Below are 16751 nucleotides of genomic sequence, written 5' to 3'. Positions count from 1 at the left end.
GGGTGACGATATGGAACTCGATCTGCAAGGCACCTTTGTCGGCCGCGTGTGGCTTCCCGCCGTGGCCGGCCCCTCCCTTGTCGCGCTGCGGGAGGGAGTGCTGGTCGACATCACCTCCAGCACCGCACCGACCATGCGGGACCTGCTCGAATTGGACGACCCCGTCGGCTTCGTGCGGGCTGAGACCGGCTCCCGGATCGGCCGCCTGGAAGAGGTCCTCGCCGCATCCGGGCAAAAGGATGCGGCGCGACTTCTCGCGCCCTGCGACCTGCAAGCGATCAAGGCCTGCGGCGTGACCTTCGCCCGCTCCATGATCGAGCGGGTGATCGAGGAACGGGCTGCCGGGGATCCGGTGCGTGCGGCAGCGATCCGGGATCGGGTGGCAGCCCTGGTCGGTGCCAGCCTTCGGGATCTCAAGGCGGGCTCGGCCCAGGCGGTGAAAGTCAAGGCGGCCCTCGTCGAGGAAGGGCTCTGGTCGCAATATCTTGAGGTGGGCATCGGCCCGGATGCCGAGGTCTTCACCAAGGCACAGGTGCTGTCGTCGGTCGGCCATGGTGCGGAGGTCGGGCTGCATCCGATATCGTCGTGGAACAACCCGGAGCCGGAGGTCGTGCTCGCCGTCGACAGCCGGGGCCGGGTGCGGGGTGCCACGCTCGGCAACGACGTTAACCTGCGCGATGTCGAAGGCCGCTCCGCGCTGCTTCTTGGCAAGGCCAAGGACAACAACGCCTCCTGCTCCATCGGACCGTTCATCCGTCTTTTCGATGAAACCTACTCCATCGAGGACGTGCGCAATGCCGTTCTTCATCTGCGGGTCGAGGGTGAGGACGGTTACGTACTGACCGGACGCAGTTCCATGCACGAGATCAGCCGGGATCCGCTCGATCTCGTTGCCCAGACGATTGGCGCTCACCATCAATATCCGGATGGCTTCATGCTCTTTCTCGGCACATTGTTTGCACCCGTCGAGGACCGCGACGTGGCCGGTCAGGGGTTTACCCACAAGATCGGCGATACGGTCACCATCTCCAACGACCGGCTCGGCTCCCTGGTCAATCGGGTGAGGCTTTCCGACGAATGCGCGCCCTGGACCTTCGCTGCGTCCCATCTGATGCGCAATCTCGCGCAACGCGGCCTGCTGGGTGCTTATGGAGCAGGCGCCAAGGGTTCCGAATTGGTTGACGCCTGTCGGAAGCCGGGATGAGGAGGCCCGATAGGCATCGCCGCCGTAGCGGCTCAGAAGACCCTCGGCCTGAAACATATGCAGGCCGTGTTCAAGGATTTCCGGAGCGGCGCCAGTGCCGTCGCTTCGAAAACGGTCGACGGCTACGTGATCCTCGCCGACAAGCCGGTCGAGCCCGATCCGAAGCGGCAGCTCTCGAACGCGCTCTCCTTCGCCATTTCGCCGGGCACGGTGCTCACCTCGGTCGGCCGCGACTATCTCATCCCCAATGAGCTCACCGTCACCATCCGCAACCGGGACAAGGACAAGCCGCTGCTTTCGGCGCGGGCGGCGGACAGCGCGCCGGGCTTCACGCTGGTCTTCCCCGCCGTCTGGGTTGAGCCCGGCGAGGAAGAGACGTTCACCGGCACGACGGCCCTGACGGCGGTGGCGCTGGTCGAAGATATCGAGGTGGTGCCGGCGAGCGATGCGAAACACGGCTGGACGGTTTCAGGCCCCGACGCCGACAGCCTCGTCAGCGCGATACGGCCGAACCCCGACAACCGGGAACTGATCGGCAAGGGCGGCGCGCTGATGCTGCACGTTTCCGACCTCAACACCAGCCTGCCGCCCTTCGCCACACAGGTCTACGTGCTCTATGAAGGCATCGACGGCTACGATCCCGGCTACGAGACGCTGACGCTCTACCGCCAGATCCCCGAGCCGCAGATCCGCAGCTTCATGGCCGAGCCGCCGTCGCTGTTTTGCGGCGAGGAGAGCCGGCTCAGCTGGTCGGGGCTCGGCTGCGACCGGATCGAGCTGTCCTATGTCGAATACGGCACCACCCACACGCTGACGAGCGACGGGGAGGATGCGAGCCTCAGCCTGCCCGAGGGCTCGCTGACCGTGATGCCCTACGAGGACCTCATGGTCTATACGCTCTCGCTCTACAAGGACGGCAAGCTGGTCAAGGAAGAGACGGTGGACATCACCGTGGTGATGCCGGTGATGGACCTGACCATGACGCCGAAGGCAGCGGCGCTCGGCGAGCGGGCGCATCTTTCCTGGGAGCTCGGCGGCCGATGGGCCTTCAAGGGAACGCTCACCGAGGGACGCACCATCCTGCAAAAGATCTCCAAGCCGGCGACGGACGTGCCGCTGCGCGGCTCGATGCCGGAGGAGGTGCGGCAGAACCGCTTCTACCGCCTCAACGGCACCTGGCAGACGCCCCAGCCGATGACCTGGACGCGGGAGGCGACGCTGACCGTGGTGGAGCCGGTGACCAGCATCGAGTTCTTCCGCATGTACCGCACGCTCGACCGGCCCTACGGCGAGGTATCCTTCGCCTGGTCGGCGCGCAATGCGGAAAACTACCGGATCGGCCATTGCGCGACCGGCACGTTTCCGGGCGCTGAAAACCTAGGCACCCTCGTCGACGACGACCTCACCATAGATACGGTCTTCACCGAGGTCATGATCGACTGGAGCAGCGTCTCCTAACGGGCGAATGTGCGCTTCTTCGATCTCAGCCTGCCGTTCGAGGTGCTGGAGGAGAACATCGAATGGTTCAACGCGCGCCTCGCCCAGCGGGGTTTTTTCCTGATGGCCTTCGACCAGAGCGGCACGAGCGCCGTGCCGGCCATCCTGCAGGCCGAACTCGTCGACCGGTCGAAGGAGCTGTGAGATTCGCATTCACGACGGCGAATCGGGCGGGTTGCATAGGTTCGAGAAGTGATCCATTCATCCGGTATGACGCTCAGGAGCGGAAGCATCCTCCACGTCGCAATTCCTAAGCTGTGGGAACGTTGTATCTCTTTCTTTTCCCTATTCTTTTACGCCGAAGCGACCTGCTTCGGCGTTCTCGTTGTTTTGGTCCAGAAATGACAGGCGCAGCCTCGTGCTTGCCTCCTTGCTGGGCATGTATGTGACCCATTGACGGGTCTCGGTATTGGGTCCTCGGGCATTGGCAGGCGACAACCAACGGTGCTGGGAGAGCGGTTCTCATGCACGACCGTCCTACGGTTCTTCATGCTTCTCAATATGCGATTTGTTGATTTTGTGTGTATTGACAATTTCCACAAAACCAACATAAATCCACATAACGGGAGATGAAGGTCGTGGATTTTTCGGTTCTTGCGCTCAGGTCGGCAATTGCTTCTGGCAGCCTCACATCCGAGGCGCTGGTGCGGGAATGCCTGGCGCGCATCCGGCGGCTGAACCCTGTCGTCAACGCATTCAGCCAGGTCTTCGAGGAGGAGGCGCTGGAGGAAGCGCGGGCCTGCGACCGCGAAGCGGCGCAAGGCCATCTGCGCGGTCCGCTGCATGGCATTCCGATGGGGGTGAAAGACCTCTTCTTCGTGGCGGACCGGCTCTGCCAGCGCGGTTCGGCCGCCTACAAAAATTTCGCTCCCAAGGCGACGGCGCCGATCGTCCAGCGGATGATCGACGCCGGATCGATCATGATCGGCAAGACGACGACGACGGAGATGGGCTGGTCCGGTTCGGGCCATTCCGAATTCTACGGGCCGACCCGCAATCCCTGGAACCCCGAACTGACGAGTGGCGGCTCCTCTTCGGGGTCCGGCGCGGCGCTCGCCGCCCGCATGGTGCCCTTCACCTTGGGATCGGACGGCGGCGGTTCCGTGCGCATCCCGGCGGCCTTCTGTGGCGTTTTTGCCATGAAGGGCACGCTGGGACGCGTGCCGACCTGGCCGTGGAGCGCGACGGAAATGCTCTCCCATGCCGGCCCGATGAGCGTTTCGGCCAAGGACAGCGCGTTGCTGTTCAACATCGCCAAGGGTCCGGATCCGCGCGACCATCAGGCCCTGCCGGATGACGGCGCCGACTACACCGATCCGCGCCCGATCCGCGCGCTGCGTGTGGGTTTTACGCCGAGCCTGTTCGGCTTTGCCGTTGTGCCCGACGTGGACCGCGTCATCAGGGAGGCGGTGGCGACGCTCTCTGGCGCGCTCGACCTCGATATCCGCCCCGTTTTGCTCGACTGGCAGGACCCGATCCGCATTTTCGAGACGCTGTGGGTCGCCGGCCGCGGCGTTGCCTATGGCGCCGAGGCGGATCTCTCGGCATTCGGCAGCGGTTTCCGCGGCCTCGTCGAGGCCTCCACCCGCTATGATCTCGCCGACTATCTCTCGGCGGCCAAGGCCCGTGCCGACTTTGCCGGCAGCGTGCATGCGCTTTTCGAGGACATCGACCTCCTGCTCTTGCCCACCGTGCCGGTCGAGCCCTTCGCCGCCGACCGCGAGGCGCCGGAAGGATTTTCGTCCCCCTCCGAGGTGCTCGCCTGGACGGGCTGGACGCCCTTCACCTATCCCTTCAACCTCTCGGGCAACCCGGCGGCCTCGCTGCCCGCGGGCCTGACGGTAAACGGCCTGCCGGTCGGCCTGCAGGTCGTCGGCCGGCGGCATGCCGATGCGCTTGTCATGGCGTTCTGCCAGCGGGCCGAAGACCACCTTTTCCATAATAAATTACCTCCGCTTGTCGTTGCTGGCGACAAAGCGGGGCGGGGAACAGCCAGCAATCCAACTGCGGAGATATCGTCATGGAATTCAACAGGAGAGCATTCCTAAGAAGCTCGGCGCTCGCTGGCCTTGCCATCGGCCTGCCGGTCCTCAACACTGCCTTTTTCGTCGACCCGGCGCATGCCGCCGAGGGCAAGGTCCTCAATTTCATGTCGGCGGAAAACCTCACCGGCAACTGGGACCCGTCCTCCCACACGACGCTTGCCCAGATCAACCTGGAGAGTTTCGTCTTCGGCTACCTCACCCGCGCGCCGATGCGGCCGGACAATCCGGACGAGCTGGTGATGGAGCTGGCGACCGACATGAAGCTCGTCGACGAGCACACGCTGGAATTCACGCTGCGCGAGGGCGTGACTTTCCATGACGGCAAACCCTTCACCGCCGAGGACGTGAAGGCGACCTTCGAATATGCCAGCCAGCCGGATCGTCCCGCGGCCTGGTATCCCGGTCCCTGCGAGGTCGAGGTGGTGAGCGATCATGTCGCTCGTATCAAGACGGAGAAGGGCGGTTATCCGGCAAGCCTCTTCTGGTTCCTGTCGGCCTTCCTGCCGATCCTGTCGGCCAAGGACGTCGCTGATCCGAAAACGCTGTCCGCCCGGCCGAACGGCACCGGTGCCTTCAAGTTCGCGCGCCAGGAGGGCAACACGACGGTGCTCGAAGCCTTCGACGGCTTCTATCTCGGCAAGCCGACCCTGCCGGGCATCAATTTCAGCTTCGTCGGCGATGCGACCACCCGCACGCTGGCATTGCTCAACGGCGAGGCCGACCTCATCGAGCGCCTGGAGGCCGAACAGGTCCAGACCATCGAGGACACCGGTGGTTTCAAGCTGAACAAGGCGGTCTCGGTCGAGAACAAATATCTCTGGTTCCGCTGCTCCAAGCCGCCCTTCAACGATCCGCGCCTGCGCAAGGCCGCCGCCCATGCCATCGACCGCGCCGTGCTGCTCGACATTTTGGGCGTCTCCGGCCATGCCTCCAAGGCCTGGATCTCGCCGGTGAAGTTCGGTTACGTCGATACGCCGAACTATCCGGAATACAATCCGGAAGAGTGCCAGCGGCTGCTGGCCGAGGCCGGCTTCCCGAAAGGCGAGGGCCTGCCGGAACTCGAATACATCACCTCGGTCGGCTTCTACCCGAAGACCAAGGAATATGGCGAGGTCATCACCGCCATGCTTCAGGAACAGGGCTTTCCGGTAAAGCTGAACGTCATGGAGGTCGCCGCCTGGAACGAGCGGCTCTACGACCGGCCGGGCGGCGGGCCGGGCCACATGATCGACTGCGGTTGGTCGACAGGCTCTCCCGAGCCGGACCTCGTGCTGCGCACCCATTTCCATTCCTCCTCGAAGCGCATTACCGGCATCGAGGACAAGGATCTGGATGCGGTGCTCGACAAGGAGCGCAATACGCTCGATCCGGCCGCGCGCAAGGCGGTGATCCAGACTGAGGTGATGCCGATGCTGGCGGACAAGGTGCCAGCGCTCTCGCTGTTCACCTCCGTCTTCATCCACGCCATGCGCGAGGGGGTGGAGGGCATGTACTTCTATCCGAATGGTATGATGGACGCCAACAAGGCCAGCCTCGCCTGATGGCACGCGGCGGCCGCCAATATTTGGCGGCCGCTCCATCCCGATCGGCGCAAGGGGAGACGCATGTTCGTCCTGTCGTTCCTGTTGAGACGGCTCCTGCAGGGGAGCCTCATCATCCTGCTCGTTACCTTCATCATCTTCACGCTGCTGCGCGTGGTGCCGGGCGATCCGGCGCGCCTCATCGTCGGCGGCATGGCGCCCGACGAGGTGGTGGCCATGAAGGCCAAGGAACTCGGCCTCGACCGGCCGATACCGGTGCAGTTCGTCTCCTATCTCGGCGACCTCGTCACCGGCGATCTCGGCACGTCCTTCGTGCGGCCGAAGAGCGGGGCGAGCCTTGGCGGCGCATCCTTCGAAGATGCGACGCGCGAAGAGCGCGCCACGGTGCTGGACCTCATCCTCGCCACCCTGCCGATGACGCTCCAATTGGCGGCGGTCGCGCTCGCCATCGCGCTGCTGGTCGCCGTGCCGCTCGGCACAGCGGGCGGGCTCTATCCCGGACGCTGGCCGGACAAGCTGGCGCTGGTGCTCGGCTCGCTCTGCGTGTCGACGCCGAATTTCTGGCTCGGCATCGTGCTGACGCTGTTCCTCTCGGTCAAACTGAAGCTGCTGCCGGCCATCGGTTATCGCGGCTTCAGCTACACGATCCTGCCGGCCATCGTGCTGGCGGTGGAGATCGTGCCCTTCATCCTGCGCACGCTCACCGTCTCGGTGGCGCAGGTGATGCGGGAGGATTTCATCCAGCTCGCGCCGATCCGCGGCCTTTCCCGCAGCCGCACGATCTTTTCGCACGCGCTCGGCAATTCCGCCATTCCCCTCATCAACCTCATCGGCGTGCAGCTCGGCATGCTGCTCGGCGGCGTGCTCGTCATCGAATTCATCTTCGATTATCCGGGCCTCGGCCTCCTGACGATCAACGCCGTGCTGCAACGCGATTTTCCGCTGATCCAGGGCATCGCGATTTTCATTTCCGTGATGTTCGTGGTCATCAACATCCTGGTCGACCTCATCGCCATGACCATCGATCCGAGGCTGGAGTACTGACGTGACCGATATCGTCCAGCAAAGCGCTGCCCCGCGTCCCGTCGCCAAACGCGGCGCCACACCCACCCGCCGCATGCTGCAGATCGCCGCCGCGCGCACGGATTTCCGCATCGGCCTTATCGGCTTCGGCCTGCTGATTGGCCTTGCCATCCTGCTGCCGCTGGTGAGCCCGATCGATCCGGTGAAAATCGCGTATGGTTCCAAGCTGCTGCCGCCGTTCCCGGCAGAGGGCTGGCAATGGCCCTATGTGCTCGGCACGGACCAGCTCGGCCGCGACGTGCTGATGCGCTGTCTCGTCGGCCTGCGTTACTCGCTGCTCATCGGCGTCACCACCGTTGTCCTGATGTTCGTCGTCGGGTGCAGCCTCGGCCTTTACGCCGGCTTTCGCGGCGGCTGGGCGGATGCGATCATCATGCGCCTCACCGATGCGCAGCTCTCGATCCCCATGATCATCCTCGCCATCACCATTTTGGGCGTCTCCCGCCCTACGGTGCCGGCGATCATCCTCGTGCTCGGCCTTTCCGGCTGGCCGCTCTATGCCCGCGTCGCCCGCTCAGTGGCGCTCGGCGAGCGCAACCGCGGCTACGTGCTCGGCGAACGGGTGCTCGGCGCCTCGGATCTCAGGATCATGCTGCTCTTCGTCGCGCCCGTCGTGCTGCCGCCGATCGCCTTCGTCGCGGTGCTCGATATCGCCCGCATGATGATCTTCGAATCCATCCTCGGCTTCCTCGGCCTCGGCGTGCAGCCGCCGACGCCGACCTTCGGCAATGTCATCGCCGACGCGCGAAAATACCTGCTGAACGCCTGGTGGATCGCCACCATGCCGGGGCTCTTCATGCTGGTCTCGCTCACCTGCCTCAACCTGATGGGCTCCGCCCTGGAGCGTGCCCGCAACGCGGTTCTGCGAGGAGAGGCCTGATGACCGACTCCATTCTCGCCGTCTCCCATCTCAGCGTCGATCTCCAGCGCGAAGGCCGCAACCGGCGCATCGTCGACGATGTCAGCTTTTCGCTGGACCCGGGCGAGGTGCTCGGCCTCGTTGGCGAGGCGGGCTCCGGCAAGTCGGTGCTCGCCCGGGCGCTGGTGCGGGCGGTCGCCCCTCCGCTGGAGATTGCCGCCGGCACGGTCGTCTTCGAGGGCAAGGATATCCTCGCCCTTCCGCCGCGCAGCCTTTCGGCCATCCGCGGCAACCGCATCGGCTTCATCGGCGCCAATCCGATGGGCTCGCTCGATCCGCGCCTGCCGATCGGCCAGCAGATCGTCGAAAAGCTGCGTTCCGTGCGGCCCGGGACCGGCCGGGCGGAGGCGCGCGAAAAGGTGCTCGACCTCTTCGGCCGCGTGCGCATCCCCTCGCCGGGGGCGCGGTTCCACGAAGCGCCGTTCCAGTTCTCCGGCGGCATGATGCAGCGCGTCATGATCGTCGATGCGCTGATCTCCGATCCCGCGCTCGTCATCGCCGACAACATCACCCAGCCGCTCGACGTGACCGTCGCCGCGCAGATCATCCGCCTGATCGACGGCCTGCGGCAAAACCTCGACACCGCCTTCCTCTTCATCTCCTCTTCGCTGCCTGTCGTGGCGCAGATCGCCGAGCGCACGCTGGTCATGCAGCGCGGCCGCATCGTCGAGGAGGGGCGCACGGCGGAGCTGGCCGCGAGCCCCCGGCAATCCTACACGCGCACCCTCATCTCGCGCATTCCGCCGATCTGGAAGGATGTGGCGGCGCCGGCCGCGCGGCAGGGCGAGGCGGTGCTGACGGTCGACAACGTCATGCGCACCTATCTCGTGCGCCGGCGCGGCTCGTTCAACGCCTATAACGAGGTGAAGGCGGTGCGCGACGTCTCCTTCACCGTGAAGGCCGGCGAGAACTTTGGCATCGTCGGCGAAAGCGGCTGCGGCAAATCCACCCTGACGCGGCTTCTCGCCTGGCTGGAACAGCCGGACAGCGGCCGCATCGCCTTCCTGGGCAAGGACCTTTCGCATCTCTCCGCCCGCTCGCTGACGGAGATGCGGCGCTCCTTCCAGCTCCTGTTGCAGGACCCCTATGGCTCGCTGCCATCGGGCATGCCGCTCCAGCGCATGATCGAGGAGCCGCTGCTGATCCACGGCGTCGGCCGGGTGGAGGCGGCGCGGCGGGCACAGGAGGCGATGGCCGAGGTGGGGCTCGACCTCGAGCTTGCCGAGCGGCTGCCGGTCGGCCTCAGCGCCGGCCAGCGCCAGCGCATCAACATCGCCCGCGCGCTGGTCTTGAAGCCGCGCCTCCTCATCCTCGACGAGACGCTCTCGGCGCTCGACCAGGTGGAGCAGGCCGAGCTTCTCGACCTCTTCAACCGGCTCCAGGCGAGCCACGGATTTTCCTATGTGTTCATCTCGCACGACCTCGCGCTCGTACGCCGGATGTGCCACCGTATCGCCGTCATGTATCTCGGGCGCATCGTGGAATTGGCTGACAATACGACCCTCTTCGAACACCCGCACCACCCCTATACGCGGGCGCTCCTGAGCGCCATGCCGACGCTGGAGCACAACCGTTTCCCGCGTCCCCGCTACCTGCTCGACGGCGAGCCGCCGAGCCCCATCGACCTGCCGCTCGGCTGTTCGTTCCGCTCGCGCTGCCCGCGCGCGCAAAACGACTGCCAGAAAACCGATCCGCCGCTGCTCGCGCTTGCTGGCGAAAACTACGCCGCCTGCCTGCACCGGCACGAGGCGCTGCATGAGGAGGAAACCGTGCATGTCGAGTGAGATCCGCAAGGAAGTCATCCTGGAGCGCCTGGACCGCGACCAGCGCGTCAGCGTGCTCGAGCTTTCGGCGGAATTTGGCGTTTCCGGTGAAACCATCCGGCGCGACCTGAAGGATCTGGAGGCCGAGGGCGCCGTGCGGCGGGTGCATGGCGGCGCCATTCCCGCGGGCCGCACCGCCGATACGCCGATCACCGAGCGGATCAAGCTCAACGCCCTCGAAAAGGACGAGGTGGCGGGTCTGGCGCGCAGCCTCATCAACGACGATTGCGTCATCTTCCTCGACACGGGCACGACGACGTTGGCGCTCGCCCGCCGCCTCGTCGGCTTCAAGAAGCTCCGGCTCTACACCAATTCGCTGCGCATCGCGCAGGCGGCCTGCGAGCATTTTGGCGTGCATGTGCAGATGACGCCGGGCAGCATGCGCCCGGTGGAGCAGGATCTCGTCGGCTACGACACCATCTCCTACATCCAGCAGTTCCATTTCGACATGGTCTTCATGGGCGCCGGCGCCATCAATGCGGATTACGGTTTCATGGATTACGAGGAGGACGAGGCGCGCATCCGCCAGGTGCTGCTGAAGCAAACCTCGCACAGCGTCATGCTGTCGGACCATTCGAAGTTCGGCAAGGTCGGCAACGTCATCACCGCCCCCTTCGCCCGTGTCCAAACGCTCGTCACCGACCGACGCCCGCCGGACACGATTGCCCGCGCTTTGGAGGCGGAAGAGCTGGAGGTCATCCATGGATAGCGCCGCGCAAAAAACCGCCGCCAGCCTGACGGCGATCTTCGATCACATATCCGCCGTCGGTGCACGCGCGGGTGAAGGCGTGACGCGGCTTGCGGCGAGCGCCGAGGATGGCGCGGCCCGCGCGATCTTTGCCGACTGGATGGCCCGCGGCGGCGCGCGCCTGGCGCAGGATGCGGTGGGCAACCAGTTTGCCTGTTTCGACTGGGCGGGCGAAAACGCCGCGTGGATTTTTGCCGGCTCGCACCTCGACACGCAGCCGCGCGGTGGCCGCTTCGACGGCACGCTCGGCGTGCTCGCTGCCGGTAGCGCAGCACTTGATCTCCATACCGAAGTGCAGGCCGACCGTTTCCGCCCGCGCCACAACCTCGCCGTCGTCAACTGGACGAACGAGGAGGGCGCGCGCTACCAGCCGAGCCTCACCGGCAGCGGCGTCTTCTCCGGTGCTCTGCCGCTGCGTGAAGCGCTTGCCCTCACAGATGGTGTCGGCATCACGCTCAGCGATGCGCTCGCCGCGATCGGCATCGACGGCGAAACGGGAGGCGTTCCGCCCCGTCCAAAAGCCTATGTCGAACTGCATGTCGAACAGGGCCGCATCCTGACGGCGGCCGGCCGCCGCATCGGTGTTATCGAGGGCACCTGGGCCGCCCGCAAGATGACGGTCCGCTGGATCGGCCGCGCCGCCCATACCGGCCCGACGCCGATGGCGGACCGGCGCGATGCGCTTCTCGCCGCCGCGCAGGGCATTGCCGCCTTCGAAGCGCTCATCGCCGCAAGCCATCCCCATCTCCACCGTTCCGCCGCGCGCCTCGTCATCGAGCCGAACTCGCCGAACGTGGTGGTGGAGCGCGCCACCGTCTGGTTCGAGTTGCGCGGTCTCGATGTCGCCGAACTTGATAGGGCCGGGCAGGCGGCCCTCGCGGCCTTCGAAAAGGCCGCGGCCGAGACGGGCACACGGCTGGAAATCATTGCCGATACGCTGCGGGAACCGGCCGGCATGGACATCGGGCTGATGGCGATCACCCGGGAGGCGGCGCGCGCCTGCGGTTTCGAGCCGCTGACCCTGCGTTCGGTGGCGGGGCACGACGCCGTGGCGCTGCAAAACAGCGGCGTTCCGTCCGCTCTGATCTTCGTTCCAAGCGTCGACGGTATCGCGCACCATCCGGAAGAGTTGACCCATCCTGAGGATGTCGAGGCCGGCCTCGCTGTGCTGACCGCCGTCCTGCGCCGCCTTGCCGAGGGGGATTTTCATGCTGAACGATGAGGCGCTCGCCGCTGCCGGCCTTTCCGGCGCAACGTTTTCCCCGCCGATCGGCGGCGTCGTCTCGCCCATTCACCGGGCGGTCGAGAATATCTGCACCTTTGCCACGGCGCCGGGCCGGCCGCCGGTCTTCGTCAAGCACCGGCACGCGGACATGGCCGATTTCATCGCGCTGGAGCATGTTGCGGAGGCGAGCCGCAAAGCTGGCGACCTCGGCATCGCGCCCCGGCTGCTGCATGCCGATCCCGCTCGCGGCGTTCTCGTCTTCGAGGCGCTCGGCGAGGAATGGGCCTGGGGGCATATGGATGTGCTGCGCCGTCCCGCGGTTCTCGAAAACCTGCTCGCCGCAAAACGTGCCTTTCAGAAGGCAGCGCCGCTTGAGGAGACGCGCAGCGTTTTCGATCTCGTCGCCGCCTATCGAGAACTGGCAGGCGGTGTCATCCTGCCCGCGCCGGTCCGCACCGTCTTGGCGGCGGTCGAGCGTGTCGCCGCCGCGATCGCCGCTGCCGGTGTCGATACCGTGCCCTGCCATGCCGACGGCGTGTCGTCGAATGTCATGGTGGGGCCTGGAAATACCATCCGGCTGGTCGATTTCGAATGGGCGCGCCAGGCCGATCCCGCGCACGATCTTGGCACCGTGCTCGCCGAACTGCTGCCCTTCGACGGCGAGGCGCTGCTGGCGATCGAGATCGCGACCGGAAGGCCGGATGCGCAGGTGCTCGCCCGCGCCCGCCTCTATGGCGCGGCGGATGACCTGATGTGGGCGCTCTGGGGTTTCATCAGCGCCGCTCGCTCGCCGCGGAAACAGGTGGAGTTCTTCAAATATGCCGAATGGCGGCTTTTGCGGGCGCGCACCGTGATCGAGGGACCGCGCTTCGAAACATGGCTGAAACAGGTTTGACGGGGGGAGCCGATGCGGCGCAGCTTGGGTGAAGGCACATCGTCGGCGGAACGGGCGATCGAAACGGCGATCCTCGCCGTCGCGGACTGGCGGGACCGGACGGTTTCCTACGAGCCGGTGCCGGGCGGCATCAGCAATCCGAACTGGCAGGTGTTTGTCAGCGGCGCACCGCACAGTTTCTTCGTCAAGATTCCCGGCGAAGGCACGGAAATGTTCATCGACCGCCGGACGGCGAACGAGGCGGGCCGCAAGGCGCATGCCGCCGGCGTCGGCGCGCGCATCATCGATTTCTTTCCGGAAACCGGCGTCGAGGTCAGCGAATTCGTCGAGGGGCTGCGCACCTCCACCAATGCCGATTTCCTCGATCCGGTCGTGCGCTCGAATGGCCTTCGTGCGCTGAAGGCCTTCAACGACAGCGCGCCGCTCGCCCAGCGCAAGACGACCTTCGACATGATTGACGAGCATTTCGAGCAGGCCCTTGCGCTCGGCGGCGAATTCCCCGGCGATTTCGGCTGGCTCAATGCGCGCTATCGCGAGGCGCGGCAGGCTTTGGAGGCTTCCGGCCTCGATCTTGCCCCTTGCATGAACGACACGCTCGCCGGCAACTTTTTGCTGCATGCCGACCAGCGCGTCCTGCTGGTCGATTTCGAATATGCCTCGACCAACGACCGGGCCGCCGAACTGGCCCTGTGGTTCGGCGAAATGTGTTTTTCGCCCGAGGTGGAGGCGGAGATGATCGAGGCCTATTACGGTCGCCTCGATCCGGCGCTTTTCGCGCGGGTCTCGCTGTTCAAGGCGCTGGTCGATCTCAAGTGGTCGACCTGGGCCATGGTGCAGAACCGGATCTCCCGCCTCGATTTCGATTTCTTCAAATACGGTTCCTGGAAGCATATGCGGGCGCGTTTCGTGATGAGCGATCCACGCTGGCCGGAATGGCTGAAGGCCGTCTGAGGAAGGGGACACGATGATTTCCGCCGATTTCATGCACCGGATCGCCGCGGTCGCCGCGCGGGAAACCCTGCCGCGCTTCCGCCAGCCGGGCCTCGTCGCCAACAAGCTGGCGGGCGGTTTCGACCCCGTGACGGAGGCTGACCGCGAAACGGAAAAGGCGATCCGCGCGCTGATCCGTGCCGAATTTCCGGACCACGGCATTCTCGGCGAGGAATTTGGCGCGGAGGGTGCGGACAACCGGCATGTCTGGGTGATCGATCCGATCGACGGGACGCGCTCCTTCATTTCCGGCATCCCGCTCTGGGGCACGCTTGTCGGCCTGACGGACCATGGCGACGCCATCGCCGGCGTGATGGTGCAACCCTTCATCGGCGAACTGTTTTACGCCACTGGGCAAGGCGCGCACTATGAGGGACCGCACGGCAAGGCCCGGCTTTCCACGCGTGCTACCAAAAGCCTCGCTGAGGCGACGCTCTGCACCACCACGCCCGCGATCTTCGAACCTCGGCAGAGGGCCGCCTTCGAACGGCTGGAACGGCAGGTCTGCCTGTCGCGCTACGGCACGGATTGTTATGCCTATTGCATGCTCGCCGCCGGAGGGATCGACCTTGTGGTGGAGGCGGGCCTGCAACCCTACGACATTGTCGCCCTCATCCCGATCATCGAGCAGGCCGGCGGCGTTGTGAGCGATTGGACGGGTGGACCGGCAGAAAAGGGTGGCGCCATCATCGCCGCCGCCTCGGCCGGGCTGCACGCTGCAGCGCTGGATATCCTGAACTCGGCATAAGTTCCCCTGCAGAGTGATCCTTCCTCTGTGGTTTGACCGGTGCCTCTGGCACCGGTTCTTTTTTGCAAGAAGAGCGGGCCTTAAGCTCCGGTGAGGGGTCTGACGGCGCAAGGCGAGCTTCGTAGTGGATCCTGATATCGCGGGGCACGCGTGCCGCCTTACACGCTGTAGGCCATTCGAAGGGTACGATCTTGTGTCGCTCGTCGAGAGCAATATGGGAGCAGGCACGCTTTGCTGCGACCTCCTTGCGAAGGATAACCCATTGACGATACTCGCAAGTCTCACTTCATGCCCGATCTCTCATGCCCCCTTTCAGCGCGTGGTGCGCCTCGCCTTTGCAAGGTGGAGCTGTCCGGGGTTCGATGCGGCCGAAGACAACGTATAGTGGGCCGGCAATAGCGGCCGAAGACGATATGCCCTCCACCTTTGCCTCTTCGACGTCATAGTACTCGCTCGTAGCATCGCACGGTGTCACGGCCGGGACAGGGCCTCAGCAAGAACGTGGGAATAGGTTTTCATCCGTTCCGCCGGCACGTTGGCGTAGCCAAGGATCAGGGCGCCGGGGCGCGTGGTCGCGATAGTGTAGTCTGAAAGCGGGTAGCATTGCAGGCCGGCCTCCAGTACGGCGTGCTGCGCGGCCCGGTCTTCGCGCCCGTTCGCGAGCCAAACCAGAGCATTCAGTCCGCTGTCGGAACAATCGATAGCGGCAAGCCCGGCAAGGGCTGTTCGTCCGGCATCGAAAAACGCGTTGCGGCGCTCGGCATAGAGGCTGCGCATACGGCGCAGGTGGCTCGCGAAATGGCCGCCACCGATGAACTCTGCGAGAGCGAGCTGCGTCTCGACAGGCACGCTGCGATGGATCAGGCCCGAAAGATTGCGGAAGGTTCCAACCAGCGCCGGCGGCAAGACGAGATAGCCGACACGGATACCGGGATAGAGCGCCTTGCTGAAACTGCCCGCGTAGATCACCCTTCCGTGGCTGTCTATGGAGCGCATCGAAGGCAGCGGTGCGCCATCGTAGCGGAACTCGCTGTCGTAATCGTCTTCGATGATCCAAGCCTCGTTTGCCCGTGCCCATTCAAGAAGAGCGAGGCGGCGGGGCAGGGAAAGCGTAACGCCGAGCGGGTGATGGCGCGAGGGCATGACGAAGGCGAGCCGTGCGTCGGGATAACGCACCATGGCGTCCGCGACATCCATGCCGTCGGCATCGACATCGGCAAGGCAGAGGTTGAGGCCAAGTGTGCGCAAGAGGTTTGAGGTGGTGACGGGGCCGGGGTCTTCGAACCAGATACCGTCGCCGGGATCGGCCAATGCCAGTACGGCGAGCGTGAAGGCGGCGTGCCCGCCGGGCGTGATGACGATCTGCTCCGGGTCACATGGATCGCGCCGGTGCAAGGCGAGATACTCAGCGATCCGCTGACGCAGGACCAGTTCTCCCGCGACATCGCCATAACCCATGCCCGCCCTGCCGCCGCGGACAACCGTATTCCAGCATTTACGCCAGATGGCGAACGGAAACCGGTCGAGCGCCGGCTGGTTGGGCAGGAACGGTTTTGGCTCCACGCGGCCGATCTCTGCCGAAACCCCGTGCGACAGGACGCCGATCCGCGACAGCCTCGGCGGTACGTCGTCCCCGGTCTCCGCAAACCGCGCTTTTGCCGGTCGGCGCGGCAGGGCGGCTGAGACAAAGGTGCCGGCCCCTTGCCGCGCCTCCAGATATCCCTCGGCCTTCAGGTTCTCCAGCACCCGCACGAGGGTCTGACGCGACAGGCCGAGCTCCTCGGCAAGGATGCGGCTTGCCGGCAGGCGCGTGCCGGCACGCAGGTGCCCCTGCAGGATGGCCGTGCGCAGCTGGTCCTGTACCTGCCGGAATTTCGGCAGGGCGATGCCCGTGTCCAGACGAAGGAAGGGCAGGAGCGGACCTTCGAGCTGCTTGGCCAAGGCTAGCCTCCAAATTGGTACAGTTGAATGCACAATAATGGACGTTTGATTGTTATCCAATTGTTACATGCTCTGCCTACACGAAACGCACC

At 65.2% G+C, this 16751-nt stretch carries 14 protein-coding genes; 13 read left to right on the top strand and 1 reads right to left on the bottom strand.

Annotation, left to right across the window (positions count from 1 at the left end; translation table 11 throughout):
* Nucleotides 1-10: 10 nt before the first annotated feature.
* The 13 genes from P9A16_RS20975 (at nucleotide 11) to hisN (ending at nucleotide 14718) form a co-directional block, all read left to right on the top strand.
* Nucleotides 11-1204, top strand: coding sequence for a fumarylacetoacetate hydrolase family protein (locus P9A16_RS20975; RefSeq protein ID WP_023514750.1), 1194 nt, complete (start codon nucleotides 11-13; stop codon nucleotides 1202-1204).
* Between the two features lie 57 nt (nucleotides 1205-1261).
* Nucleotides 1262-2662 carry a hypothetical protein gene (locus P9A16_RS20970; protein ID WP_023514749.1) on the top strand — a complete coding sequence of 467 codons (1401 nt, stop codon included), beginning with the start codon at nucleotides 1262-1264 and terminating at the stop codon, nucleotides 2660-2662.
* 9 nt (nucleotides 2663-2671) lie between these two features.
* Nucleotides 2672-2845, top strand: coding sequence for a hypothetical protein (locus P9A16_RS20965; protein WP_023514748.1), 174 nt, complete (start codon nucleotides 2672-2674; stop codon nucleotides 2843-2845).
* A gap of 434 nt (nucleotides 2846-3279) precedes the next feature.
* Complete coding sequence (locus P9A16_RS20960; protein ID WP_023516189.1) at nucleotides 3280-4749, top strand: amidase; 1470 nt, start codon at nucleotides 3280-3282, stop codon at nucleotides 4747-4749.
* Nucleotides 4722-6287: an ABC transporter substrate-binding protein gene (locus P9A16_RS20955; RefSeq protein ID WP_023516188.1), complete on the top strand. Its 1566-nt coding sequence runs from the start codon at nucleotides 4722-4724 to the stop codon at nucleotides 6285-6287. The genes P9A16_RS20960 and P9A16_RS20955 overlap by 28 nt, the downstream gene beginning before the upstream one ends.
* 63 nt (nucleotides 6288-6350) lie before the next feature.
* Nucleotides 6351-7331 carry an ABC transporter permease gene (locus P9A16_RS20950; protein ID WP_023516187.1) on the top strand — a complete coding sequence of 327 codons (981 nt, stop codon included), beginning with the start codon at nucleotides 6351-6353 and terminating at the stop codon, nucleotides 7329-7331.
* A 1-nt stretch (nucleotide 7332) separates the two neighbouring features.
* Nucleotides 7333-8250, top strand: coding sequence for an ABC transporter permease (locus P9A16_RS20945; RefSeq protein ID WP_023516186.1), 918 nt, complete (start codon nucleotides 7333-7335; stop codon nucleotides 8248-8250).
* On the top strand, nucleotides 8250-10073 hold the full coding sequence (locus P9A16_RS20940) for a dipeptide ABC transporter ATP-binding protein (protein WP_024270333.1): 1824 nt from the start codon (nucleotides 8250-8252) through the stop codon (nucleotides 10071-10073). The genes P9A16_RS20945 and P9A16_RS20940 overlap by 1 nt, the downstream gene beginning before the upstream one ends.
* Nucleotides 10063-10821: a DeoR/GlpR family DNA-binding transcription regulator gene (locus tag P9A16_RS20935; RefSeq protein WP_023517020.1), complete on the top strand. Its 759-nt coding sequence runs from the start codon at nucleotides 10063-10065 to the stop codon at nucleotides 10819-10821. Before P9A16_RS20940 ends, P9A16_RS20935 begins: the two co-directional genes overlap by 11 nt.
* The gene (locus P9A16_RS20930; RefSeq protein ID WP_023517019.1) at nucleotides 10814-12082 is read left to right on the top strand and encodes a Zn-dependent hydrolase; all 1269 of its coding nucleotides are present in this window, start codon (nucleotides 10814-10816) and stop codon (nucleotides 12080-12082) included. Before P9A16_RS20935 ends, P9A16_RS20930 begins: the two co-directional genes overlap by 8 nt.
* Nucleotides 12069-12980, top strand: a complete 912-nt coding sequence (locus P9A16_RS20925; protein ID WP_023517018.1) for a phosphotransferase — start codon at nucleotides 12069-12071, stop codon at nucleotides 12978-12980. The genes P9A16_RS20930 and P9A16_RS20925 overlap by 14 nt, the downstream gene beginning before the upstream one ends.
* Nucleotides 12981-12992: 12 nt before the next feature.
* Nucleotides 12993-13931, top strand: coding sequence for an LPS biosynthesis choline kinase (locus tag P9A16_RS20920; protein ID WP_023517017.1), 939 nt, complete (start codon nucleotides 12993-12995; stop codon nucleotides 13929-13931).
* A gap of 13 nt (nucleotides 13932-13944) precedes the next feature.
* On the top strand, nucleotides 13945-14718 hold the full coding sequence (hisN, locus tag P9A16_RS20915) for a histidinol-phosphatase (protein WP_024270334.1): 774 nt from the start codon (nucleotides 13945-13947) through the stop codon (nucleotides 14716-14718).
* 471 nt (nucleotides 14719-15189) lie between these two features.
* Here the strand turns inward: hisN and pdxR are convergent, their stop codons facing one another.
* Nucleotides 15190-16659 (bottom strand): MocR-like pyridoxine biosynthesis transcription factor PdxR, encoded by a 1470-nt coding sequence (pdxR, locus tag P9A16_RS20910; protein ID WP_024270335.1) that lies wholly within the window; start codon nucleotides 16657-16659, stop codon nucleotides 15190-15192.
* Nucleotides 16660-16751: the final 92 nt, after the last annotated feature.

The organism is Shinella sp. 838 (assembly GCF_029623935.1).
Lineage (GTDB): Bacteria > Pseudomonadota > Alphaproteobacteria > Rhizobiales > Rhizobiaceae > Shinella.
The sequence above is the reverse complement of the archived record's forward strand: the minus strand, read 5'-3'. Positions and strand labels throughout refer to the sequence as shown.